20 protein-coding genes and 1 tRNA gene are annotated in these 21,845 nt (G+C 68.3%); 12 read left to right on the plus strand and 9 right to left on the minus strand.

The window, feature by feature from the left end; all coding sequences use genetic code 11:
- Positions 1-7: 7 nt before the first annotated feature.
- A tRNA-Ala gene (locus tag G6N16_RS09265) sits at positions 8-80 on the plus strand.
- Between the two features lie 228 nt (positions 81-308).
- Here the strand turns inward: G6N16_RS09265 and G6N16_RS09270 are convergent.
- Positions 309-560: a ribbon-helix-helix domain-containing protein gene (locus G6N16_RS09270; RefSeq protein ID WP_234805732.1), complete on the minus strand. Its 252-nt coding sequence runs from the start codon at positions 558-560 to the stop codon at positions 309-311.
- Positions 561-740: 180 nt separating this feature from the next.
- Entirely contained in the window at positions 741-1,250 is a 510-nt protein-coding gene (locus G6N16_RS09275) for a hypothetical protein (RefSeq protein WP_163787841.1), read from the minus strand.
- Positions 1,251-1,474: 224 nt separating this feature from the next.
- Between G6N16_RS09275 and G6N16_RS09280 the strand changes: the two genes are divergently transcribed.
- The 5 genes from G6N16_RS09280 (at position 1,475) to G6N16_RS09300 (ending at position 5,984) form a co-directional block, all read left to right on the plus strand.
- Complete coding sequence (locus tag G6N16_RS09280; RefSeq protein WP_083029471.1) at positions 1,475-2,329, plus strand: helix-turn-helix domain-containing protein; 855 nt, start codon at positions 1,475-1,477, stop codon at positions 2,327-2,329.
- A gap of 84 nt (positions 2,330-2,413) precedes the next feature.
- Entirely contained in the window at positions 2,414-3,913 is a 1,500-nt protein-coding gene (locus G6N16_RS09285) for a PPE family protein (protein WP_083029472.1), read from the plus strand.
- Positions 3,906-4,658, plus strand: coding sequence for an O-methyltransferase (locus G6N16_RS09290; RefSeq protein WP_234805733.1), 753 nt, complete (start codon positions 3,906-3,908; stop codon positions 4,656-4,658). The genes G6N16_RS09285 and G6N16_RS09290 overlap by 8 nt, the downstream gene beginning before the upstream one ends.
- 554 nt (positions 4,659-5,212) lie before the next feature.
- Positions 5,213-5,584, plus strand: coding sequence for a hypothetical protein (locus G6N16_RS09295; RefSeq protein WP_163787842.1), 372 nt, complete (start codon positions 5,213-5,215; stop codon positions 5,582-5,584).
- A gap of 31 nt (positions 5,585-5,615) precedes the next feature.
- On the plus strand, positions 5,616-5,984 hold the full coding sequence (locus G6N16_RS09300; RefSeq protein WP_163787843.1) for a SpoIIAA family protein: 369 nt from the start codon (positions 5,616-5,618) through the stop codon (positions 5,982-5,984).
- 1 nt (position 5,985) lies between these two features.
- Here G6N16_RS09300 and G6N16_RS09305 read toward each other — a convergent pair whose 3' ends face one another.
- The 3 genes from G6N16_RS09305 to G6N16_RS09315 are packed head-to-tail and all read right to left on the minus strand — an operon-like array spanning position 5,986 to position 8,592.
- Complete coding sequence (locus tag G6N16_RS09305) at positions 5,986-6,753, minus strand: SDR family oxidoreductase (protein ID WP_083029474.1); 768 nt, start codon at positions 6,751-6,753, stop codon at positions 5,986-5,988.
- Positions 6,754-6,798: 45 nt separating this feature from the next.
- Positions 6,799-7,734 carry an alpha/beta fold hydrolase gene (locus G6N16_RS09310; protein WP_083029475.1) on the minus strand — a complete coding sequence of 312 codons (936 nt, stop codon included), beginning with the start codon at positions 7,732-7,734 and terminating at the stop codon, positions 6,799-6,801.
- A 6-nt stretch (positions 7,735-7,740) separates the two neighbouring features.
- On the minus strand, positions 7,741-8,592 hold the full coding sequence (locus G6N16_RS09315; protein ID WP_083029476.1) for an LLM class F420-dependent oxidoreductase: 852 nt from the start codon (positions 8,590-8,592) through the stop codon (positions 7,741-7,743).
- 306 nt (positions 8,593-8,898) lie between these two features.
- On the opposite strand from G6N16_RS09315, the gene G6N16_RS09320 reads away from it, so the two are divergent.
- From G6N16_RS09320 to purU, 3 genes are read left to right on the plus strand one after another with little or no spacing between them, the layout of a single operon-like run.
- Positions 8,899-9,894, plus strand: coding sequence for a 3-ketosteroid-9-alpha-monooxygenase, oxygenase component (locus G6N16_RS09320; protein WP_083029477.1), 996 nt, complete (start codon positions 8,899-8,901; stop codon positions 9,892-9,894).
- Positions 9,895-9,927: 33 nt separating this feature from the next.
- Positions 9,928-11,007, plus strand: a complete 1,080-nt coding sequence (locus G6N16_RS09325) for an NAD(P)H-dependent amine dehydrogenase family protein (RefSeq protein WP_083029478.1) — start codon at positions 9,928-9,930, stop codon at positions 11,005-11,007.
- A gap of 50 nt (positions 11,008-11,057) precedes the next feature.
- Positions 11,058-11,969: a formyltetrahydrofolate deformylase gene (gene purU / locus G6N16_RS09330; RefSeq protein ID WP_110810733.1), complete on the plus strand. Its 912-nt coding sequence runs from the start codon at positions 11,058-11,060 to the stop codon at positions 11,967-11,969.
- Between the two features lie 81 nt (positions 11,970-12,050).
- Here purU and G6N16_RS09335 read toward each other — a convergent pair whose 3' ends face one another.
- From G6N16_RS09335 to G6N16_RS09350, 4 genes are all read right to left on the minus strand, one after another.
- On the minus strand, positions 12,051-13,502 hold the full coding sequence (locus tag G6N16_RS09335; protein WP_083029480.1) for a DEAD/DEAH box helicase: 1,452 nt from the start codon (positions 13,500-13,502) through the stop codon (positions 12,051-12,053).
- A 282-nt stretch (positions 13,503-13,784) separates the two neighbouring features.
- Positions 13,785-14,747, minus strand: a complete 963-nt coding sequence (locus tag G6N16_RS09340; RefSeq protein ID WP_083029481.1) for a hypothetical protein — start codon at positions 14,745-14,747, stop codon at positions 13,785-13,787.
- A gap of 40 nt (positions 14,748-14,787) precedes the next feature.
- Positions 14,788-14,925 carry a YbdD/YjiX family protein gene (locus G6N16_RS09345; RefSeq protein WP_110810734.1) on the minus strand — a complete coding sequence of 46 codons (138 nt, stop codon included), beginning with the start codon at positions 14,923-14,925 and terminating at the stop codon, positions 14,788-14,790.
- Entirely contained in the window at positions 14,925-17,231 is a 2,307-nt protein-coding gene (locus G6N16_RS09350; protein WP_083029483.1) for a carbon starvation CstA family protein, read from the minus strand. The genes G6N16_RS09345 and G6N16_RS09350 overlap by 1 nt, the downstream gene beginning before the upstream one ends.
- Before the next feature lie 174 nt (positions 17,232-17,405).
- On the opposite strand from G6N16_RS09350, the gene G6N16_RS09355 reads away from it, so the two are divergent.
- The 3 genes from G6N16_RS09355 (at position 17,406) to G6N16_RS09365 (ending at position 21,838) form a co-directional block, all read left to right on the plus strand.
- Positions 17,406-18,164, plus strand: coding sequence for an SDR family NAD(P)-dependent oxidoreductase (locus tag G6N16_RS09355; protein WP_083029484.1), 759 nt, complete (start codon positions 17,406-17,408; stop codon positions 18,162-18,164).
- Between the two features lie 120 nt (positions 18,165-18,284).
- On the plus strand, positions 18,285-20,450 hold the full coding sequence (locus G6N16_RS09360; protein ID WP_083029485.1) for an acyl-CoA dehydrogenase family protein: 2,166 nt from the start codon (positions 18,285-18,287) through the stop codon (positions 20,448-20,450).
- Positions 20,447-21,838, plus strand: a complete 1,392-nt coding sequence (locus tag G6N16_RS09365) for a FadR/GntR family transcriptional regulator (RefSeq protein ID WP_083029486.1) — start codon at positions 20,447-20,449, stop codon at positions 21,836-21,838. Before G6N16_RS09360 ends, G6N16_RS09365 begins: the two co-directional genes overlap by 4 nt.
- Positions 21,839-21,845: the final 7 nt, after the last annotated feature.

The following is a 21,845-nucleotide window of genomic DNA, read 5'->3' on the forward strand; positions in this document are numbered from 1 at the left end:
ATCGCAAGGGGCTATGGCGCAGTTGGTAGCGCACCACACTGGCAGTGTGGGGGTCAGGGGTTCGAATCCCCTTAGCTCCACAAGAATAACCGCAGTTCAAGCACCCTTTCCGGGAAAACCGGAGGGGTGTTTTCTGTTTTTAGCAACACCTCGACGTGGCTGGGTGGCTCGCCGCCTCGCCGAAATCGACGTGCGGGCTGTTCGGTTTGCGTTCGAGGCCGCCCGGGCGTCGATCTCGGTGAGCTAGCCGCGGCGAAACATCCCAGCCGTCAATCTCGGCGAGTCCATCAGCCCACGCGGTATCCGCGTCACTGGCGCTCGGCGTGCCTTGCCGTCAGACGAGCGCGAACGTCATCGGCGGCTGCGGTATCGCTCGGATCGGCGACCAGCGCATCGTAGGCGGTGGCGACTTCCTCGCGGAGCCACGTTTCGACGGCCCGGTCTCGGGCGAATGGTGCGCGTAGACCGTCGCGGATCACCTCGCTTTCGCTGGCGTAGGCGCCTGAGCGGACTCGCTCTCTCCGGGCGTCGGCCATGCCATTGGGCAAAGTGATACTCAACTCTCGCGTCCTCCGCATGGCCATCCCATTCGGCGAAGTGGAACGGGCGGGTTTTTGCCGCAGCGGTACGTGACTTGTAGCTCGACACAGCCCGCATAGCCGAGCATTCACTCAGGTGCACGAACTGCCGTCGGTCTGGTGCTCGAGAATGCGCAGATCCGTCCGCACATCGTTGCGGGTCTAGGACAGGAGGCGCAGCGCGGTGGCGGCAGCGGCGACCACCACGGGTATTCCGAACATGGCTGCCAAGCCCTTCGGGCTCAATTGCTCTCGTACATGGAACATGTAGTCACCCCACCCTTCGGCTTGTTCGGTGCCGCGGACGACGATCCAGGACGGTCGCAACCAGCACACCAAGCCCCAGTCAATGATCACCAGGTCGATCAGGCAGAATGCGAAGAGCGTTGCGAACGCCATCCCGAACGCCTGTAAGAAGCCGGTGGCGTGAACCCCGTCGATCCAGGTGTACGTGGCGAGAAAGACCGCCAGGATCAGCGCGATCAGAAAGATAGCGGAGAAGATGGTCCCGCGGTGGCGCTCCGTGGCGGTGAATTCGGGCACCAGAGCTTTCACATCATCGGGGAGTCCATGAGAGAGTCCGGCCATGCCCCACCTGGCGCAGGCGAGCAGAGCTGCTGTGGGAATCAGCAGTAGTGGCAGTGCGACAACGGTGAAGTGGGCCAACCACATAGGGAGAACGTACCTTCGTGGTGACGTGGGCCGCTTGAAGCAATCGGAACAGCGTTGCCGATCGTCTCGTCACGCAGGCATTGCCGAATGTTGTGAGGGTCACGGAGCGACCAACGGGCCTTCGCTGTGGTCGGCAGGTCCGTCAGTGGTCTGCCCGGCGATCATCGAGGTGCCGGGGTTCGGTAGGCCCCTCAACCTCCAGCTGTCCTCCTACACTGACAGCCATGGCCGACGAGCTGAACTGGGACTTTGCTGTAGCACCGTCCTTCGCCGTTCCAGGAGTGGTGTCAGCGGTCGGTTACCGTTCGGTTGAAGGTGTGTACCGCGGGCTGCCGTCTTCGAGGTTGACTCTCATCGTCAGCCTCGATGACGGCCTACAGGTCAACGACATGCCTTCGGAACCCAGGCCCATCCCCGTCGTGCTGGCTGGCTTGCAGCTGCAGGCCAGTCGGGTTCGGAAGGGCCGCGGTCAAGGTGTCGTGCAATTGGCCGTACATCCGTTGGCTGCACGGGCACTGTTCGGCGTCCCGGCCGCGGAGCTCAATGCCGCGTCTCTCGATGCTGCAGCGGTGCTGGGTCGGCCGGTCTCCCGGCTGCACGAGCAGGTCACCGAGGCGAAGAACTGGCCACTTGCATTCGCCCGGGTTGCGCGTTACCTCCAGGGTGCGCGGCGTGCCGCCCCGGTCCGGCCCGAAGTGGCCTACGCCTGGAAGTTGTTGGCGCACAGTCATGGCCAGATCCCGGTCCGGGTCGTCGCGGGTCAGGTGGGGATAAGTCCGCGGCACCTGACCACGTTGTTCCACCGCGAGGTCGGCCACACTCCCAAGACGGTGGCGATGCTGATGCGCTTCGAGTTCGCCACCCGACGGATCGCGGGTGCGGGGCGCAGTGGCGGACCGGCGGATCTGGCTCGGATCGCAATGGAGGCCGGGTACGCCGACCAGGCGCACCTGACCCGCCAGTTCGTCCGTTTTGCCGGTGTTTCGCCGACGACCTGGTTGGCCGAGGAGTTCCGAAACGTTCAAGACAGCCTACGAACATACGGGTCAGGCTGGACCCATGACGACTACGGGCCATGAGCACGCGATTCGAACGGCGAGGCCGTCGAACCCGTTGAATTCCCCTTGCCGCACGACGTTGCGGCGCCGGCATTCTCGGCAGCAATGACCGCTCCGATCTGGATGGCATCTCCTCCGGAGGTGCATTCGGCGTTGCTCTCCACTGGACCGGGCCCGGGATCGTTGCTCGCAGCCGCGGCGGCATGGCAGTCGTTGAGCACCGAATACGCCTCGGCGGCTGACGAGTTGACAACCCTCCTCGGCGAAGTTCAGGCCGGCCCGTGGGAGGGGCCCAGCGCCGAGCAATACGTCGACGCACACGCGCCCTACCTGTCGTGGCTGGCAGAGACCAGTGCAAACAGCGCCATTACGGCGGCTCGGTACGGGACCGTCGCAGCGGCCTATGTCGCGGCGTTGGCGACCATGCCGTCATTGCCCGAGTTGGCGGCGAATCACACGATTCACAGTGTGTTGGTCGGCACGAACTTCTTCGGGATCAATACAATCCCAATCGCACTCAACGAGGCCGACTATGTGCGTATGTGGGTGCAGGCGTCCACCACAATGGAATTCTACCAAGGGGTTTCGGATGCTGCCGTGGCGGCGATGGCGCCCACGACCCCGTCTCCGCCGATAATGACGCCGGCCGGTGAGGTTTCTCGGACGGCCGCCGAGTCGTCGGCGCTCGCGGCTCAGGCTCTGGCTGTGGAATCCGGCGCGGCGCTGGACAGCAGCAACACCGTCTCCGATCAACTGACGACCTTCTTGCGCGACCCACTGGGCACCTTAATCCAGGTAATCGAGGATTTCATCCGCAATCCGGTGGCCGCGTTGGCTACGTGGCTGCCGTTGCTGCTGACACTCGGTGTGTTGGTTTACCTGGTGGTCTCGCAGGGATACTGGTTGGCTTGGGCGATGATAATCGCGACGCCGATCCTCGTGCCGCTACTCGTCATGGCAGTGCAGCAGTATCTGAATCCCGCGACTGATGAGGCGCCCGCCGATGCCGATGCCGATCGGCCGATCCGCGGCGACGCCGTGCGGGCAGACCGTCCCCAGCCGACGGCGGCGCTCGCGCCGGCACCCACTGGTTCCGGAAACTCCACCGGTTCTGGCCCTTCGACCTCAAGCTCGTCACCGGCGCCTTCACCGGCGGCCCCGGCGGCAACCACACCGCTCTTCCTGGTGTACGCGGCATCAGAGGAACCGCCGGCTAGTCGATTCGGACCGACGCTCGATGAGGGCGGCAAGGCACCAGCTCCCGCCTCCGGATGCTCCGCGCCGGCAGCCACAGCGGCATCGGCTCGCTCTCGGGCTCGACGCAAACGTGGTGCACGAATGGAAGACCCAGCCCCACAGCACATGAACATCACCGTGGACGCCCATGTGGGCGAACCCGAGAGACCCCCAGGGCGCCAGAGCACTGCGTCGCTACGCGGCTCTGGGTCTCTCGGATCAGCCGGCACCATTCCCAAGACGATCACCACGGCAGGTCTTGTCTCGCGCGAAAACGCCGCCTTCGGTGCCGGTGCAGTGCCGTTGCTGCCAACCACGTGGGGTGCAGACCCCCATGAGAATGTTTCTCCGACCACACCTGATGACTGATCGGCACCTGACCTCTATGTTTGGGAACATTCCGAAGCGCTATGCGACTTCGCCGCTGGACGCGCGAGCTCGCGCCGTCGCCGACCGACTGCACGCGCGTAGCCGCCGCCAGCTACTGCCCCCGGCGATGGTGCCATTGGTTGCTCGATCAGTCCGCAGCAAAATCGGTACCGGAAGTTGGGATTTCACCCAATCGCCGGATTCCCGGGAATGGCTCGCGGACAAGCTGGTCGCCTTGGATCCGGCCAAGGCTGCGCTGTGTTACCTGCTGTGCCGCGCGATCGGGGCCCGCCGAGTGGTCGAAGCGGGCACCTCGTACGGTGTGTCGACCATCTACCTGGCCGCTGCGGTGCGCGACAACATTGCCACCTTTGGGGGCAGCGGTCAGGTGATCGGGACCGAGCACGAAGCGGCGAAGGTCGTTGCGGCACAGCGCAACCTCACCGATGCCGGGCTGGCCGACCTGGTCGACGTGCGCGGTGGTGATCTGCGGGAGTCGTTGCGGAATGTCGGCGGCCCAGTCGACTTCATGCTGATCGACATCTGGATTCCGATGGCGCTGCCCGCACTCGAGCGCGTACTACCCGCGCTGCGGCCGGGCGCCCTGGTGGTGTGCGACGAGGTGGTCCATGGACGTAAGGACTACCGGGACTACCTGTCGTTGGTTCGCGATCCGAGCGGCCCATTCCAGTCGGTCACGGTGCCGGGGCAGGGGGGTCTGGAGATCTCGATGAAGCGGTTCTAAGTCTCGATCAGCCGATGAGGGGCACGGGCGGCGGCCCCAAGGCGGACTCCCGCCCTCTCAAGCGCCCTCTCAAGCGGTCGGGGCGTTTGCTGTTTTCAGCAACACCTCGACGCGGCCGGGTGGCTCGCCGCGCGAGCGTCCACCTGGCGCACGAGTGGCCAGTGGTGTCCGCGTTTCCCCAGGACAGGGTCCGCGCAGGCGTACGTGGTGGAGCGCTCGCGCAGTAGGTGGCCGCTCGCCGCCCCGCCGGAATCGGCGCCAGGGCGGTTCCGGTTGCGTTCGAGCCGCCCGGGCGTCGACCTCGGTGTGCCTGCGGGTTCGGGAACGACCCTGGCGTCGATCTCGGTGAGCGCGGCGAGCAATGGGCCGGGCGACCAGTGGAGCTAAGGGGATTCGAACCCCTGACCCCCGATAGTTTGGCGTCGGCTGGGCCACGGTCCTGGCATTCTGCTGGCAGGTTACTGCAGGTCAGCTCAAACACCCGTGCCGGCCGTCCTCGCGGCGTAGCTTCGCCCGATCACGGCACGGTGCCGCGCCTGAGACGGGTGATCGCCATGAAGCAGTCGTTGCTCGGATTCCTGTCTACGGCAACGGCATCAGCAGTGGTCGCCGTCGCGGTGATGATGCCGGCCGCACACGCCGGCACCGGGGCGGATACGTCGAATCTGGACCACATCATCGAGACGCTCTACGACGACGTCCAATCCCGCTGCACGCCGACTCTGACGCCGCACTTTCAGCGCATTGACTGGGATCCCGGGTATCCCTACGGCGGCGGCGGATCCGGTCGGATCGTCGATGACGCCCCGAGCCTGGGTGGCCCGTTTCAGGTGTGGTGGAATCTGGGTCCCGATCCGCCGAACGGCTACCGCTCGGTTCCCGCTGAGCCCCAAGGGTATTGGGACATCAACCTCGAATTCTGCTGAGCTCGCGGAATTTGCGCGTACCGTGAGAGTCATGCTGGAACCACTCCCGAACATGCCCGACGGCGTCATCGGCCTGCGGGCCGTCGGCACCATTGAACCCGCCGACTACACCAGCGTCCTGGACCCGGCCGTCGATGCGCGGGCGGCCACCGGCGAGAAGGTCAACATGGTCTACCTCGTCGGCGACGAGTTCGACCACTACAGCCTCGGCGGACTGTGGGAGGACGCCAAACTGGGCCTGCGCGACCCGCGCGTGTGGGGCCGCGTCGCCGTCGTCACCAATCACGACTGGCTGCGGCGCTCGGTCGCGATCTTCCGCCCGATCATGGGCGGGCACGCCCGGTTGTTCGATGTCGATCAGCTCGACGAGGCCACCGCCTGGGCGGCCGGGCAGGACTGACTCAGTCCTTCAGCATTCCCCGCGGGATTCGCGGGGCCAGCTGCACCGACTCGGGCACCACGGAGGAGTTGGCGCGGGCCATCGTCACCAGCGAGACCAGGGTGGCGGCCACGTCGTCGAGCTCGGACATCTTCTTGGGCAGCTGGCCGTGGGCCGTCCACTGCACGAACAATTCGTCGAGCAGTTCGCGGTCGGCGCCGCGCAGGATCTCGGTGCCCTCGGTGGGACCTATGCCGACCCGGATGATCGCCATGTCCGGATGCTCGTTGCGCCAGGACCGCAGCACCTCGTCGAGCGCGGCCTTGCTGGCGTCGTAGGCGGCGACGCCGGCGCGCGGGCGGCCCACCATCTGGCTGGAGGCGACCAGGACGACACCGTCTTCGCTCAGGTGTTCGCGGGCGGCGCGCAGCACACTGCTGGCACCGATGGTGTTCACCGTGTACGCGTGCATCCAGGTCGCGGCCTCGGTGTCCTCGATATGGGCGAACGGCACGACGGTGCTGGTGAACACCACCGCGTCCAGGCCGCCGAGCGCCTCGACGACGGCGGGCACCACCCGGTTGATCGCTGCGGTCTCCTCGACGTCGAGGTCGAAGGACACCCCGCCGATCTCGGCGGCCAGTTCGGTCAGCAATTCGGTGCGACGGGCGGCGACGGCGACCTTCGCGCCGCGCGCGGCGGCGTTCTGGGCCACCGCGCGACCGATGCCCGAGGAGGCCCCCACAACCAGCAGCCGCAGTCCGTCGGCGTCGCGAATTTCACCGGTCATCGTTGGCCTCACTCTCGAAATGGCTGTCCGTGCTCTTAGGGCACCCTACGGGCTGTCGTTTCCAGCTGTGCCGGGGTCCGGCGTTTCCAGGTAGTCCAGCACCGCGGCGCACACCGCCTCGGGCGCGTCGAGCTGCAGAAAATGCCCCGCACCGTCGATCACCCGCACTCGGCTGCCGGCCGGCAGGTCCGCCGCCAGCCCGTCGGAGTAGCCGACCTGAATCGCCCCGTCCTGGGCACCCTGCAGATACAGGATCGGGATCCGCGGGGCGCCGAAGCGGTGGGCATGCAGTTCGGCGTAACGCGGGTCGGGCCGGCGGTTGCGGACCATCGCCCGGTAGTAGCCCACCGCCGCCCGGCGGTGCACCGGGCTGGGCAGCGCGGCCAGGGCGTTGGCGACGTCGATATCGTCGGCGCCGGCATCGGTCCCCGGCGGGCCCCAGTCACGCCAAAGCCGCGGGATCACCCGCCCCAGGGTCCGTTCGGGCAGGCCCGGCAGCTGGAAGTACTGGATATACCAGCTCATCCGCAGCTGACGCAGCCCCATCATCAGCCCGTTCGCGATGCCGTTGCGGAACGCCCGGATCGTAGCCATCGGCGGGACCGACATCGAAACACACGCCGCGAAAGGGAAATTCGGCGTCGCCGCCAGTGCGTTGGTGGTAATGGCACCCCAGTCGTGGCCGATCAGGACGGCGTCGGCGGGACTGCCGAAATGCCGGTGCACGGCCAGCGCGTCGTACATCAGCGCGCCGATCCCGTAGTCGGCGTCGGCGGGCACCCCGGTGGGCGCGTAGCCGCGGGTAAACGGGGCGATCACCCGGAAACCGCGATCGGCCAGCCGCGGCGCCAGTAGCCGCCAGCCCCATGCGCTGTCGGGGAACCCGTGCAGACACAGCGCCAACCGGCCATCGGGCGGGCCCCAGGCCAGCGCCCGCACGCTCAGCTGCGGCAGATCGAGCGTCAGTTCGTCCACGGACACCGCCGGTCAGAGTTCCAGCGCCGCGAGCTTTCCGGCCAGGTGCGCGATGTAGCCGGGGATCTCCTCCTCGGGCTTGTCCGGGAAGCCGTAGAGCACCTCGGTGACTCCGAGTTCCTTCCAGTGCGCCAGTTTCTCCGGGTCGGGGCGGTAGTCCAGCGCGACGATGGTCGGGGCGCCCTCGCGGCCCTGCGCCGCCCAGGCGTCCTGCAGGCGTTTGACCGGCTCGTCGAGGTTGAAGTCGCGCGGAGTGGTGATCCAGCCGTCGGCGTACCGGGCGATCCACGCGCAGGTCTTCTCCGTCGCCCCCGCGCCCACGAGCACCGGGATATGGGACTGCGCGGGCTTGGGCCACGCCCACGACGGCCCGAAGTCGACGAACTCGCCGCGGTACTCGGCCTCCTCCTGCGTCCACAGCGCGTTCATGGCCTCCAGGTACTCCCGCAGCACGGTGCGACGGCGGCCGGCCGGCACATGGTGGTCGGCCAGTTCGTCGGTGTTCCAGCCGAATCCGACGCCGAGGGTGACCCGCCCGCCGGACAGGTGATCGAGGGTGGCCAGCGTCTTGGCCAGGGTGATCGGGTCGTGCTCGACGGGCAGCGCCACCGCGGTGGCCAGCCGGATGCGAGAGGTCACCGCCGCGGCGGTGGCCAGCGCCACCCACGGATCGAGGGTCCGCATGTACCGGTCGTCGGGCAGCGAGGAATCCCCGGTGGTGGGATGTGCGGCCTCGCGCTTGACCGGGATGTGGGTGTGCTCGGGCACGTAGAACGAGGAGAACCCGTTGGTCTCGGCCAGTGTCGCGGCCGCGGCCGGGGTGATCCCGCGGTCACTGGTGAACAGGACAAGCCCAAAATCCATCTCAGCTCATTTCTCGGTCGAGTCGCGGTGCGTCCACATCGGTGAACCGGGTCGCGCAGCGCATACCGCCCGGCCTGATTCTGGACACTAGTCCAGGATAGGATGTCGTGGTCACGGTAACAAGACGGACCGGAGAAACCCTGCATTACCTGCAGAGATCCTCGTGTCACGAGACGATCGCAGAAGTTGGGCGCGTTTGGATGCCGTGTTGAGTGGACAGATTTTCATACAGTTGTCCATGTTTGCGGCTAGCATCCGACGTGGACAACCACGCGCACGCCCCGCGTTGGCAGAAAGGTTCACCCCATGCCGAAACCGCCACTGTCGATGAAACCGACGGGCTGGTTCCAGGTCGCATGGTCCGACGAGATCGCCATCGGCGGGGTCCACACGATGACCTACTTCGGCCAGGACCTGGTGGCCTGGCGGTCCGAGTCCGGGGCGCTGACCGTGATGAACGCCTACTGCGAACACCTCGGCGCCCACCTCGGCCACGGCGGCACCGTGATCGGCGAGGTACTGCAGTGCCCGTTCCACGGCTGGCAGTGGAATTGCGAGGGCCGCAATGTCTGCATCCCGTACGAGGACCGGCCCAACCGGGGCCGCCGGATCACCACCTACCCGGTCCTCGAACGCAACGCCTCGGTCTACATCTGGCACGACGAGGCGGGCCGCGCACCGTTTTTCGACGCCCCCGACGTGTTCGCCGGCTTCGAGGACGGCTCCTGCGCCGACGACTACTACCCGCAGCAGCGGCTGTTCGAACCGGCGAAGTCCATGCACCCGCAGTACGTGCTGGAAAACGGGGTCGACGTCGCCCACTTCAAATACGTGCACGGCACCCCGATCAACCCGATCTTCACCCGCCACGACTTCGCCGAGCCGGTGTCCTTCGTCGACTTCACCATCACGTTCACCGGTGACGACGGCCAGCGGATCGAGGATGTGACCAGCGGGGTGCAGGCCATCAACGGCGGACTCGGCATCGCCGTCACCAAGAGCTGGGGGATGATCGACAACCGCACCATCTCCTGCATCACCCCGGTCGACGAGTTCGTCTCCGACGTCCGGTTCAGCGTCTACATCGGCCGCCCGCGCGCCGAGGTCCGCAATCCCGAACGCGCCGCGGTCAAGGCCGAGGAATTCGGCGCAGAGATCATCCGCCAGTTCCGCCAGGACATCGAAATCTGGTCGTACCAGCGCTATTCGGACCCGCCGGCGCTGACCCAGTCCGAAAACGCCGGGTTCACCGCTATCCGCAGCTGGGCCAAGCAGTTCTATCCCGACCATCAGCCGGCGTGATCCGGCGCGAACTTTTCGAGAAAGGCCACCGCAATGAGCAAACCGATCCGGGTGTTCCAGGTCGCCACCGGCAATCTGGGTTCGGAGATGATCAAACGGATCGCCGGCGACCCGGATCTGGAACTCGTCGGCGTGCACTGCTACACGCCGGAGAAGATCGGCCGGGACAGCGGTGAACTGGTCGGGTTGGCGCCCAACGGCGTCCGGGCCACCGGAACCGTCGAGGAGATCATCGCCGCCAAGCCCGACGTGCTGACCTTCCACGGCGTCTTCCCCGACGAGGACCTCTACGTGGCGGTGCTCGAAGCCGGCATCAACATCGTCACCACCGCGGACTGGATCACCGGCTGGCACCGCGACCACAACCACCCGCACCCGTCCGGGCGGCCGGTGTCGGACCTGCTCACCGAGGCGTGCCGCAAGGGAGGATCCACCTTCTACGGCACCGGCATGAACCCCGGCCTCAACCAGATCCTGGGCGTCGTGTGCTCGGCCGACGTCGCCGAGATCGAGAACGTCACCACCATCGAATCCGTCGACGTCTCCTGCCATCACTCCCGCGACACCTGGGTCGAGGTCGGCTACGGACAGCCCGTCGACGACCCGGAGATCCCCGGCAAGCTGGAGAAGTTCACCCGGGTGTTCGCCGACAGCGTGCTGATGATGGCCGACGCGTTCGACCTGGAACTCGACGAGGTGCGATTCGAGTACGAACTGGGCGCCTGCACCCGCGACGTCGACCTGGGCTGGTACACCCTGCCCAAGGGCTCGCTCGGCGGCAACTACATCAAGTACCGGGGCATGGTCGACGGCGTCGCGCGGGTGGAAACCCACCTGGAGTGGCAGATGACCCCGCACACCGATCCCAGCTGGAACATCAAGGGCTGCTACATCACCCGGATCACCGGCGACCCGTGCATCTACAACAAGCACATGGTGTTCCCCAAGGCGGGCGTGGATCTCTCGGACCCCGCCGCATTCGCCTCGATCGGGATGACCGTCACCGGAATGCCCGCGCTGTACGCCATCCCGTCGGTGGTGGCCGCAGCTCCCGGCATCATCACCAGCAACGACCTGCCGTTGCGCGGGTTCGCCGGACGTTTCAAGCGCTGAGCACGGCGGCGCTCGGGGTGGGTGCGCCCTGATCGGTGGCGCGGTCCACAATGGAGTCCGCGTCTCGGAGCCGCCGGGACGCTGGAGAGGGCCAGATGCCGAACACCGACGCCGATATCGGTCGGCTGCTGCTGCGCTGCCCGGACCGGCCGGGGATCGTCGCGGCGGTCAGCACCTTCCTGACCCGCTGGGGGGCGAATATCGTCTCACTGGATCAGCACTCCACCGAGGCCGAGGGCGGAACGTTCCTGCAGCGCACCATCTTCCACCTTCCGGGGCTGGCGGCGGCGCTGGATCCGATGGACGCCGAGTTCGCCGCGACGGTCGGTGCGGAGTTCGAGATCGACCACCGGTTCACCGATGCGGCCAAACCCAAGAGAGTGGCCATCATGGCCTCCAAGACCGACCACTGCCTGCTGGACCTGTTGTGGCGCAACCGGCGCGGCGAACTCGACATGTCGGTGGTGATGGTGATCTCCAACCACCCCGACCTGGCCGATCAGGTCCGCCCGTTCGGCGTGCCGTTCGTGCATATTCCGGCCACCCGGGACACCCGCGCCGAAGCCGAGCGCCGGCAGCTCGAATTACTGCGCGGAAACGTGGATCTGGTGGTGCTGGCCCGCTACATGCAGATCATCACCCCGGATTTCCTTGCGCAGATCGGCTGCCCGCTGATCAACATCCACCACTCGTTCCTGCCGGCGTTCATCGGCGCGGCGCCGTACCACCAGGCCAAGGAACGCGGGGTGAAACTGGTCGGGGCGACCGCACACTACGTCACCGAGGTGCTCGACGACGGGCCGATCATCGAGCAGGACGTGGTGCGGGTCAACCACAACCACACCGTGCCCGACCTGGTGCGCCTGGGCGCCGACGTCGAACGCGCGGTGCTCTCCCGCGCGGTGCTGTGGCACTGCCAGGACCGCATCGTGCGCCACCACAACCAGACCGTGGTGTTCTGATCCCGGCATCTCCGTTGATTCAGACCTGACGCCGAGATTTCGGCGGCGAAATCAGCCTGCGTTCTGAGCAAACGCGAAGGGTCAGGCCGACGGGGCCTGACGGCGGGTGGCGCGGCGGCGCTGCTGGTTGTTCTGCCCGGTGCGCGCCTGCCCGGTGGGGGCTTGCCCGCCGCGGTTCTGGCCGGCCGAGGCCGACGCAGACGAAGTGCTGTGGCCGCCGGTGCGGGCCTGTCCGCCGGAGCGGGCCGGCGAACCACCGCGACCACGGCCGCCCTGGCCGCGGGCCTGTCCACCCTGGCGGGCCTGTCCGCCCTGCGGGCGCGACGGCCGCTTGGCCGGACGCTGCGGGGCCGGGGCGACGGGAGCGGGTGCCCGGTGGGGGGCGAGCTCGCCAACCAGGTCCAGAACCGCCGGTGAGGTGGACGAGACCTGTTGCGGCGCAACGCTGATACCCGCCTTGCGGAGCAGCTGCTGAGTGTCGCGGCGCTGCTCGGGCAGCACCACCGTCACCACGTCGCCGGTGTTCCCGGCGCGCGCGGTGCGCCCGGACCGGTGCAGATATGCCTTGTGCTCCATGGGCGGATCCACATGCACGACGAGTTCCACGTCGTCGACGTGCACGCCACGGGCGGCGATGTCGGTGGCCACCAGCACCCGGGCGTCGCCGTTGCTGAACGCGGCCAGGTTGCGGTCGCGGGCCGGCTGGGACAGGTTGCCGTGCAGATCCACCGACGGCACACCGGCCTCGGTCAGCTGCTTGGCCAGTTTCTTGGCCTGATGCTTGGTGCGCAGGAACAGGATCCGGCGGCCGGTCCCGGACGCCAGGTGGTGCACCAACTTTCGCTTGTCCTCGGTTCCGGAGACGTGGAAGACGTGGTGGGTCATCGCGGCCACGGGGGAGTGCGCCTCGTCGACCGAGTGCAGCACCTCGTCGCGCAGGAACCGGGTGACCAGCTTGTCCACCCCGTTGTCCAGGGTCGCGGAGAACAGCAGACGCTGCCCGCCGGCCGGGGTGGCCGTCAAGATGCGCGTCACTCCGGGCAGGAAGCCGAGGTCGGCCATGTGGTCGGCCTCATCGATGACGGTGATCTCGACGGCGTCCAGGCTGATCAGACGCTGGCGCATCAGATCCTCCAGGCGGCCCGGGCAGGCCACCACGATGTCGGCACCCGCGCGCAGCGCGGTGACCTGGCGGCTCTGTGCGACGCCGCCGAAGATGGTGGTCACGGTCAGGCCCGCGGCCTTTGCCAACGGTGCGATCGTCGCGGTGATCTGGGTGGCCAGCTCCCGGGTGGGGGCGAGCACCAGGCCGCGCGGACCCTTGCCGCGCCGAGCCCCGGCCAGGCGGCTGACCAGGGGAATGCTGAAGGCCAGCGTCTTGCCGCTGCCGGTCTTGCCGCGGCCCAGCACGTCGCGGCCGGCGAGCGTGTCGGGCAGGGTGTCGACCTGGATGGGGAAGGGTTCGGTGATTCCGTTGGCGGCCAGCGCGCTGACCAGCGCGGCGGGCACACCGAGTTCGGTGAAGGTTGTCATTGGGATCTTTCCGAGCGTGGGTGCCCGACGGCGTATCGGCCGGTTGCGGACACAGATGGCGAGATTGCCGGTGGGCAATATCGTTCGCCGTAAGAAGAGCTTGTGCGGGATTGCACGCATCGCCATCAGGGGCGATTAGCGTTCCACGACGCACTGGCTGTACGGCCGAAACCGAGCCAGCATTGCACCCACCCTATCCCACCGGGACCGTATAGGTCTCCTCGAGCGCGCACACGGCCATGGTGACCTTGCGCACGTTGGGCCGGAACCGGGCCGGGGCTGTCAGTCCCGGTGGCCGACCAGCGCCGGCATCGGGGCGTCGTACGGCCCGTTCCACGAGTCCGCGGTCTGCACCGCCCAGAACAGGGCGAACTCGGTGATGAGCAGAACTTCAAGCCACAGCAGCCAGTGCTCCCACTGGGGATGGTGGTAGTGCACCCAGCCGGTCAGGGCCAGGGTCACGGTCATCACGGCGGCGATGACGGCATAGAACACGGCAAACCAGCCGCGCGTGTGGCAGTGGCAGGAGTGTTGCGCCGAGTAGCAGGCGTAGAGCACGACGACGGCGATGATCCCGGCGAACATGGCAATGGCGGCCGCACCGTGCGCGTCGGTCGCAAACGACGCGCGGTCGGCGAAGAACCACACCACACCGACGACCAGAGTTGCGGCGACGGCCACCGGCACCACCAACTGCGCCCAGCGCAGCACGAACTCGATGATCCGGGCCAGCGCATCCGGTTCGGTATCGTCGGAGGCCGCGAGTTCGGCCGCGGACTGCGGCGGCGGGACGGCAGCGGCGCGGACGGCCGCGAACACCAGTAGGCCCAGCGCCGCGCCGATCAGCACCGCCCCGATGTTGTTGTCCACCGCTGCCCAGGGCTCCCCGACGGTCGGCAACCACTCGCCGCAGGCAGCCCCGCCCGCGGGCGGGGTGGTCGGGACCAGTGCCACCACCAGGGCCAGGAAGCCGGAGAAGTTCAGCAGGATGTCCTCGGTCCGGTTCATCCCCTTGTAGGCGATCAGGCAGACGCCGGTGGCACACAGCGCGCCGATGAACACCGCGTGGGCGTGGGTGTAGTAGAACGCGCTGATCGACGGCTGCCAGCACCACTGCGCCGCCTTCGCGGTCAGGGTGACCGAGGCGAACAGCGCGGCGACCACCGCGACCAGGATCAGCCGGACGTAGCGGTAGGTGGCCAGCGGATAGCCGACCTTGCGGGCCTTCTCGGTGTTGTCGGGCACCGGTCAATCATGCGGCTCGGGCGGGCCCCTGCGTGCCGGTTCAGCAGCAGCGGGCACCCGGGTCGGCGTCGGCGGCGGCGTGCCGCATGCGCCAGTACTGTGCCTCGGAACACACCGGTTCACCCGGATGTGCCCGGCGCCGGTGTTCGAGGTAACGCTGGTAGTGGTTGTCGCCCATCAATGATGCGGTGTACCAACCGATTCCCGCGCCGATTCGCCGTGCGCGCGCCAGTAGTCCTGCCACTGCCTCGTCACCTCCTTCTCGGCCTCGGTGGGGATCAGTCCGGACGGGGCGAACAGCCGCGAGGGAACCGGGTCGTCCTCGGACAGCGGGTGGCCGGTCCCGCGCACCGACCGCACCGCGGCGACGACACCGGCGAGCACCACCACCAAAACCAGCGTGGCGAACAGGATCGACAGGCTGCCCTGGATGAAGGTGTTGCGGATCACCGCGTCGATCTGGCCGGGTGACTTGGCGGCCCCGAACTGCGACGCCCCCGCCTCGCGAGCCTCACGGTAGAGCGAATGCTGTTTCCAGTAGCCCAGTTTCGGGTCGGCGGAGAAAATCTTCTGCCAGGACGCCGTCATCGTCACGGTCAGGTCCCAGGCCAGCGGCAGCCCGGGAATCCAGGCCCAGCGCAGCAGCCCGCGTTTGATCACCACCACGGTGGCCACCGTCAGCGCGATGGCGGCCAGCAGCTGGTTGGCGATGCCGAACAACGGGAACAGGGTGTTGATCCCGCCCAGTGGGTCGCCGACGCCCATCAGCAGGATGGAGCCCCAGGCAGCCACCACCGCCAGGCTGCACGCCCAGGCGCCGATGCGCCAGCTCGGGTCGCGCAACCGGCGCAGCGGGCCGCCCAGGTTGGCCAACCCGTCCGATGTCATGAACCGGGCCACCCGGGTGCCGGCGTCGACGGTGGTCAGGATGAACAGCGCCTCGAACATGATCGCGAAGTGGTACCAGAACGCCTTCATCGACGTGCCGCCGAAGACCTGGTGCAACACCTCGGACATGCCCAGCGCCAGCGTCGGTGCTCCGCCGGTGCGCGACACGATCGACTCCTCGCCGACCCCCTCGGCGGCCTCGGTGATCTGCTCGGCGGTGATCGGCGACCCCCCCAGCCCGAGGTTGTTGACGTAATCGGCCGCGGTGGCCGCCGTCGGGCCGGTCGCCGCGCCCGGGGCGTTGATGGCGAAGTACAGGTGCTGGTTGAGGATGGCCGCGGTGATCAGCGCCATGATCGCCACGAACGATTCGGTCAGCATGCCGCCGTAGCCGATCAGCCGCATCTGGCTTTCCTTCTCCAGCAGCTTGGGCGTGGTGCCCGAGGAGATCAGCGAGTGAAAGCCCGACAGTGCACCGCAGGCGATGGTGATGAACAGGAACGGAAACAGCGACCCGGCGAACACCGGACCGTCACCGCGGGTGGCGAAATCGGAGACCGCCGGGGCTGCCATCACCGGGCGCGCCAGGACGATCCCGGCGGCCAGCAGGGCGATGGTGCCGACCTTCATGAACGTCGACAGGTAGTCGCGCGGGGCCAGCAGCAGCCACACCGGCAGCACCGAGGCGGCCAGCCCGTAGCCGATGATGCACCAGCTCAACGTCATCTTGGACAGGGTGAACCAGTCTGCGCCCCAAGATGTTTCGGCGACCCAACCACCGGCGACCACCGCGAGCAGCAGCAGCCCGACGCCGATGACCGACACCTCCGACACCCGCCCGGGCCGCAGGAACCGCAGATAGCAGCCCATGAACACGGCGATGGGGATGGTCATGGCGATGGAGAAGACGCCCCACGGGCTTTCGGCCAGGGCGTTGACGACGACCAGGGCCAGGACCGCCAGCAGGATCACCATGATGGTCAGCACCGCCACGATCGCGGCGGTTCCGCCGACCGGGCCCAGTTCGTCGCGGGCCATCTGGCCCAGTGAGCGGCCGCGGCGGCGCACCGAGATGGTCAGCACCAGGTAGTCCTGGACGCAACCGGCGACCACCGCGCCGATGATGATCCAGATGGTTCCGGGCAGGTAGCCCATCTGCATGGCCAGTACCGGGCCGACCAGGGGGCCGGCGCCGGCGATCGCGGCGAAGTGATGGCCGAACAGCACCCGGCGGTCGGTCGGCAGGTAGTCGGTGCCGTTCTCGTGGATCTCGGCCGGGGTGGCGCGGTCGTCGCGCGGTTTGACGATGCGGGATTCGACGAGCCGGGCGTAGAACCGGTAGCCGATCACGTACGTGCAGATCGCGGCGGCCACGAACCAGACGGCGTTGACGGTTTCGCCGCGGCTCAGCGCGATCAGCGTCCAGGCCAGCGCCCCGATCAGCGCGATGACCGCGAACACGACGCGGTGCCCGACGCTGATCGGGGAGCGGTCGATGATCGCCACCGGCGGCAGCGCGGGGTCGGTGCGGATGCGGGTGATCTCGCCGGGAGTTCCCGTCAATTGCTCCGGCAGTGCGGCCGACGGTGTTGCCACGGGTCTGGTCCTCCGAGGTGTGCGATCGCAAAAGGTCAGTTGATCTTGTCACCGACCGTCCAGGCGCACCCGCCCTACTGAGAACCGGATACTCAATTCTGAGCCCCTGTGCCACGAGCGTTACATTGACGCGGTATTTTGTCAGTCACATCCCATCCTCGGAAGAAGGTGCACATGGAAATCAACGGCAAGAAGGCCATCGTCATCGGCGGCGCGTCCGGCATGGGCCGGGCGTCGGCCGAACTGCTGGCGGCCAAGGGCGCGTCGGTGGCGGTGCTGGACCGCGAGAACTCCGACGGCAAGGCGGTCGCCGAGGGTTTGGGCGGCACCTTCTACCCGGTCGACGTCACCGACTTCGAGGGCACTGAGGCGATCATCAATCAGGCCGTCGCCGACCTGGGTGGTCTGCACGTCGTCGTCACCACCGCCGGTGGCGGTATCGCGGAGAAGACGCTGGGCAAGAACGGGCCGCACAGCCTGGACAGCTTCCGGTCCACCATCGACCTGAACCTGGTGGCGACCTTCAACATCAGCCGGATTTCCGCAGCTCACATGGCGAACAACGAGCCGGAGGACGAGGAGCGCGGCGTCATCATCAACACCGCTTCGATCGCCGCCTTCGAAGGCCAGATCGGCCAGGTCGCCTACACCGCGGCCAAGGCCGGCATCGCCGGCATGTGCCTGACCATGGCCCGCGACCTCGGGTCGGTCGGCATCCGGGTGCTCGGCATCGCGCCCAGCCTGTTCGCCACCGGCCTGACCCAGGGCATTCCCGACGAGTTCGCCAAGCAGCTGACCAAGGACGCCGCCTTCCCGAAGCGGCTGGGCCGGCCCGAGGAGTACGCCAAGCTGGTGGCGGCGATCGTGGACAACCCGATGCTCAACGGGCAGTGCCTGCGTCTGGACGCGGGCCAGCGGTTCGCGCCGCGCTGATCCGACGGCCCGGGCCCGGCCGGAATCACCGGCCGGGCCTCGGCAAAATAAGTACACTCATTGCCGAGAGAGCAGCCAACTGCGACCGCGCCGACCGACCCTGAGACAGGTGGATTCCGAATGGGCATTGCACTGACCGACGACCACCGCGAGCTCGCCTCGGTCGCGCGTGACTTCCTGACCGCGCAGCAGGCCCGCGCCGGCGCACGCGCGCTGCTGGAGGCCCCGTCGGAGGCACTGCCCGCGTTCTGGCCGGCGCTGGCCGATCTCGGCTGGCTGGGTCTGCACCTACCCGAGTCCTACGGCGGGTCCGGATTCGGCCTGCCCGAACTGGTGGTGGTCGTCGAGGAACTCGGCCGCGCCGTCGCGCCGGGGCCGTTCGTCCCGACGGTCGCCACATCCGCCGCCATCGACGCGTGCGGCACCCCCGATCAGCGGGATCGCCTGCTGCCCGGGCTGATCGACGGCACCCGCACGGCCGGTATCGGCTTCGACACCGCGATCACCGTGGCCGACGGGGTGGCCGACGGCGACGCCGGCCTGGTGCTGGGCGCCGCACTGGCCGATGTGCTGCTGCTGACCGCCGGCGACGACGTGTTGGTCCTGGAACGACACCGCGCCGGGGTGTCGGTGGAGATTCCCGAGAACCTGGATCCGTCGCGCCGCTGCGGCCGGGTCCGGTTGACCGGCGTCGCCGTCACCGACGACGACATCCTGGTCGGCGGCCGGGACACGGCGCTGGCGCTGGCCCGCACCTTGATCGCCGCCGAAGCCGTCGGCGGCGCGTCGGACTGCGTGACCGCGGCCGTCGACTACGCGAAGGTGCGCGAACAGTTCGGCCGCACCATCGCCACCTTCCAGGCGATCAAGCATCACTGCGCGAACATGCTGGTGGCCGCCGAATCCGCCATCGCCGTGGTGTGGGACGCGGCCCGCGCCGCCGCCGACTCCGGCCCGGAGTTCCAGCTGATGGCCGCCGCCGCCGCCGCCGAAGCGCTGCCGGCCTACGCCAAAAACGCCGAGCTCAACATCCAGGTGCACGGCGGTATCGGCTACACATGGGAGCACGACGCGCATCTGCACTGGCGGCGCGCCCTGGCGGTGCGCGGGCTGTTCGGCGGCGACGGCCCGGCCGGCGACGTGTTCGACCTGACCGCCGCCGGGGTGCAGCGGGCCAACAGCCTGGACCTGCCCGCCGCCGCCGAGGCGCTGCGCCACGGTGTGCGGGCCGACCTGGCGCACATCGCGCAGGCGACCGGTTCGGCGATCATGGACAAGCTGATCGGCACCGGTTACGTCATGCCGCACTGGCCCAAGCCTTTCGGCCGTGCCGCCGATGCCGTCGAGCAACTGGTCATCGAGGAGGAATTCCGCGCGGCCGGGGTCAAACGACCGGACTACGGCATCACCGGCTGGGTGATCCTCACCCTGATCCAGCACGGAACCCCTTCGCAGATCGACCGATTCGTGGACAAGGCGCTGCGCAAGGACGAGATCTGGTGCCAGCTGTTCTCCGAGCCGGACGCCGGATCGGACGCCGCGGCGATCAAGACCCGCGCCGTGCGGGTCGACGGTGGCTGGAAGATCAACGGGCAGAAGGTGTGGACGTCCGGCGCGCACTACTGCCGCCGTGGCCTGGCCACCGTCCGTACCGACCCGGACGCGGGCAAGCACGCCGGCATCACGACCGTCATCATCGACATGAAGTCGCCCGGCGTCGAGGTCCGGCCGCTGCGGATGCTCAGCGGCGGAGCCGAATTCAACGAGGTCTTCTTCAACGACGTGTTCGTGCCCGACGAGGACGTGGTCGGCGAACCCAACAGCGGCTGGACCGTGGCCCGGGCCACCCTGGGCAATGAGCGGGTGAGCATCGGTGGTGGCGCGGGCATCGCCGGGGTCGACCCGAGGGCGCTGGTCTCGGTGGTCGCCGAGCACGGGCATCGGTTGGCCGGGGCGAAGATTCGCACCGGCAACTTCATCGCCGACGATCACGCGATGCGGTTGCTGAACCTGCGCCGCGCGGTGCGCAGCATCGAGGGCACCGGACCCGGCCCGGAGGGCAATATCACCAAGCTCAAGCTCGCCGAGCACATGGGTGAGTGCGGGGCGATCTGGTCGGCGCTGATGGGACCGGAGATGGCCGTCACCGATGGACCCGCGGCCCCGGCCATCCAGCTGACCATGGGCGCCCGGGCGATGGCCATCGCCGGTGGTACCTCGGAGGTGACCCGCAATCAGATCGCCGAGCGGATCCTGGGCATGCCGCGAGACCCGCTGATCAAGTGAGCCTGGCCGCCGAGATCGCCCGCGGTATCGAGGCCGAGGTGATCGCGACCGGCTGGCCGGTGGGCGCCTCGCTCGGTTCGGAGGCGGCGCTGCAGCAGCGCTACGGGGTGAGCCGCTCGGTGCTGCGCGAGGCGGTGCGCCTCGTCGAGCATCACCAGGTGGCCCGGATGCGCCGCGGTCCCGGCGGCGGGCTGATCGTCACCGAGCCCGACGCCCGCCCGGCCACCCGCGCGGTGGTCAGCTACCTGGCGTACGCCGGCACCACCCTCGACGAGGTGCTCGGTGCCCGACGGCTGCTGGAGCCGCTGGCCTCGGGCCTGGCCGCCGAGCGCATCGACGAAGCCGGGATCAGAAGCCTGCGGGCCTTGCTGGCCTCCGACCGCTCCGGTCCGGTGCACGACGACATCCATGTGGTGCTGGCCGAGCTGACCGGCAATCCGGTGCTGGCGTTGTTCACCGATGTGCTCAGCCGGATGACAGTGCGCTACGCCGCGGCCGCGGAATCCGGGGCGGCGGCCGGCCGACGGGCGCTGGCCGCGATGGCCGCCGATCACGACGACATCATCGCGGCGGTGACCGCCGGGGACCGGGTGAAAGCCACCACCGTGACCAGCCGGCACCTGGACACCGTCGCCGGCCTGCTGGCCGGGCGCAGCCCGGGGGCGCCGCGGCGGACGATCGCCCCCTCTGGAGCCGGCGACAAGCGGGCCGAGACGCTGGCCGCCACCATCTCCGAAGACATCGTCGGCGCCGGCTGGGTACCGGGTGCGGTGGTGGGCGCCGAGGCGGACCTACTGGATCGGTACGGGGTCAGCCGATCGGTGCTGCGCGAGGCGATCCGGATCCTGGAGTTCCACACGGTGGCCCGGATGCGCCGGGGACCGGGCGGCGGTCTGGTGGTGACCGCACCGGAGCCGCAGGCGAGTATCGACACCGTGGCGCTGTATCTGGAGTACCGCCGGCCCAGCCGGGAGGACCTGCAGGTGGTCCGCGACGCCATCGAGATCGACGCGGTGGCCACCGTGGCCGCCGGTGTCGCGGCTGGGGATCTCGTACTGCCAGCCCTGGGACCGGGCACGGTGGCCTCGGCGGTGCACACCGCCGCCCACGATCCGCAGCACACCGACGCCGCCGAGGCGAACTTCCACACCGGGATGGCCGAATTGGCCGGGAACAGCGTGCTCACCCTGTTTCTGCGGATCCTTGTCGAACTCTTCCGCCGGCACTGGGCGGCTCAGGGGGACCAGCCGGTCCCCGGACCCGAGGACGCCGCCCAGGTCGACCTGGCCCACGCCAAGATCCTGGAGGCGGTCGTCGCCGGCGACGACGGGCTGGCCCGGCACCGGTCCCGGCGCCACCTCGAGGCGTTATCTTCCTGGTGGCTCTAACACTGAT

The sequence above is a fragment of the Mycolicibacterium insubricum genome (assembly GCF_010731615.1).
Taxonomy (GTDB): domain Bacteria; phylum Actinomycetota; class Actinomycetes; order Mycobacteriales; family Mycobacteriaceae; genus Mycobacterium; species Mycobacterium insubricum.

What these genes read in the sequence shown, in the direction of transcription:
- G6N16_RS09275 (WP_163787841.1), bottom strand. Translation starts at nt 1,250, where the DNA reads ATGTGGTTGGCCCACTTCACCGTTGTCGCACTGCCACTACTGCTGATT.
- G6N16_RS09280 (WP_083029471.1), top strand. Translation starts at nt 1,475, where the DNA reads ATGGCCGACGAGCTGAACTGGGACTTTGCTGTAGCACCGTCCTTCGCC.
- G6N16_RS09285 (WP_083029472.1), top strand. Translation starts at nt 2,414, where the DNA reads ATGACCGCTCCGATCTGGATGGCATCTCCTCCGGAGGTGCATTCGGCG.
- G6N16_RS09290 (WP_234805733.1), top strand. Translation starts at nt 3,906, where the DNA reads ATGACTGATCGGCACCTGACCTCTATGTTTGGGAACATTCCGAAGCGC.
- G6N16_RS09295 (WP_163787842.1), top strand. Translation starts at nt 5,213, where the DNA reads ATGAAGCAGTCGTTGCTCGGATTCCTGTCTACGGCAACGGCATCAGCA.
- G6N16_RS09300 (WP_163787843.1), top strand. Translation starts at nt 5,616, where the DNA reads ATGCTGGAACCACTCCCGAACATGCCCGACGGCGTCATCGGCCTGCGG.
- G6N16_RS09305 (WP_083029474.1), bottom strand. Translation starts at nt 6,753, where the DNA reads ATGACCGGTGAAATTCGCGACGCCGACGGACTGCGGCTGCTGGTTGTG.
- G6N16_RS09315 (WP_083029476.1), bottom strand. Translation starts at nt 8,592, where the DNA reads ATGGATTTTGGGCTTGTCCTGTTCACCAGTGACCGCGGGATCACCCCG.
- G6N16_RS09320 (WP_083029477.1), top strand. Translation starts at nt 8,899, where the DNA reads ATGCCGAAACCGCCACTGTCGATGAAACCGACGGGCTGGTTCCAGGTC.
- G6N16_RS09325 (WP_083029478.1), top strand. Translation starts at nt 9,928, where the DNA reads ATGAGCAAACCGATCCGGGTGTTCCAGGTCGCCACCGGCAATCTGGGT.
- purU (WP_110810733.1), top strand. Translation starts at nt 11,058, where the DNA reads ATGGAGTCCGCGTCTCGGAGCCGCCGGGACGCTGGAGAGGGCCAGATG.
- G6N16_RS09335 (WP_083029480.1), bottom strand. Translation starts at nt 13,502, where the DNA reads ATGACAACCTTCACCGAACTCGGTGTGCCCGCCGCGCTGGTCAGCGCG.
- G6N16_RS09345 (WP_110810734.1), bottom strand. Translation starts at nt 14,925, where the DNA reads ATGGGCGACAACCACTACCAGCGTTACCTCGAACACCGGCGCCGGGCA.
- G6N16_RS09355 (WP_083029484.1), top strand. Translation starts at nt 17,406, where the DNA reads ATGGAAATCAACGGCAAGAAGGCCATCGTCATCGGCGGCGCGTCCGGC.
- G6N16_RS09360 (WP_083029485.1), top strand. Translation starts at nt 18,285, where the DNA reads ATGGGCATTGCACTGACCGACGACCACCGCGAGCTCGCCTCGGTCGCG.